1 protein-coding gene is annotated in these 1,277 nt (G+C 49.9%); it reads left to right on the plus strand.

Translation table 11 applies throughout. The features are described from left to right. Window positions 1-232 precede the first annotated feature (232 nt). A partial coding sequence (locus AC2VLY_RS07220; protein WP_486922013.1) for a linear amide C-N hydrolase occupies window positions 233-1,277 on the plus strand: 1,045 nt, incomplete at its 3' end.

Raw genomic sequence — 1,277 nt, forward strand, 5'->3', positions numbered from 1 at the left:
ATGCTGTTCTGGTCCTTATGCAAGATGAATTGCCATTTCCATGCCTGCTGGTGAAAGCTGCAGTTTCATGGGGCAAGGCGCGGGCTTAGGATAACGCTCCCGGATATTTCAAACAAATCCTGACTCCAGATGAGCATTAAGAACTGAACCTGCTATTATCACGGTAAAATCTTGGGTTCTTCAGGTTGTTGAGAACAGATTAAATGACACATTCAGTTATAAAAAGGTGGAAATGATGAAGCTAAAGAGGCAATGGGTCCTGTTGGGTGTGGTCGCGGCGGTATTTGCGGCGGGTTCTGCAGATGCCTGTACCCGGGTGGTTTATCACGGCAAGGACGGGCTGGTCATCACCGGACGGACCATGGATTGGAAAGATCCCATGCATTCGCGCTTGTGGATTTTTCCAAAGGGTCTTGAACATGAAGGCGGTGCAGGACGCAATTCTGTGCATTGGGTATCGCGTTATGGCAGCGTGGTGGTGACTTCATTGAATGCCGCAGTCAGCGATGGCATGAACCAGAAGGGTCTGGTTGCCAATATGCTCTGGTTGGCGGGCAGCAAGTATCCTGATGATTGCGGCAAGGATCCCCGTTTGAGTATTGCCGCCTGGGCCCAGTATTTCCTGGATAATTTTTCTTCGGTCAAGGAAGCTGTGACGTCCATCAAGGCACATCCTCTGTGTGTGGTATCTGACAAGATTCCCGGCACAGATCATTATACAACCTTGCACCTGTCCATTTCTGATGCCAATGGGAACAGTGCCATTTTTGAGTATATCGACGGTAAGCTGGTGATTCATGAAGGCCGTGAATATCAGGTCATGACCAATGATCCCGAATATTCCCAGCAATTGGCTATTGAAAAGTACTGGAACCAGATTGGCGGAACCACTTTCCTGCCGGGAACCAATCGTGCCGCTGATCGTTTTGCACGGGCAGCATTTTACATTCATGCCATTCCCAAAACGGCGAACCAGTCCGTGGGCGCGGCTGAAGTGATGAGTGTTTTGCAGAATGTATCCGTACCCATGGGCATTTCAACACCCGGACAACCCAATATTTCCTCAACGCGCTGGCGGGTGGTCGCGGATCAGACGGGTCTCAAATACTACTACAACTCAGTTAGCAGCATGGATACCTTCTGGGTTAATCTGCATCAGGCTGATCTCAAAAAGGGCGCTCCCATTTTGCAGTTGCCCATGGGCCAGGGTCAGGTTTATTCCGGAGATGTCACAGCGGATTTCAAGCCGGTCAGCAAACCTTTTGAATTTGTGACAG

The sequence above is a fragment of the Acidithiobacillus sp. TH-A36 genome (assembly GCF_057473445.1).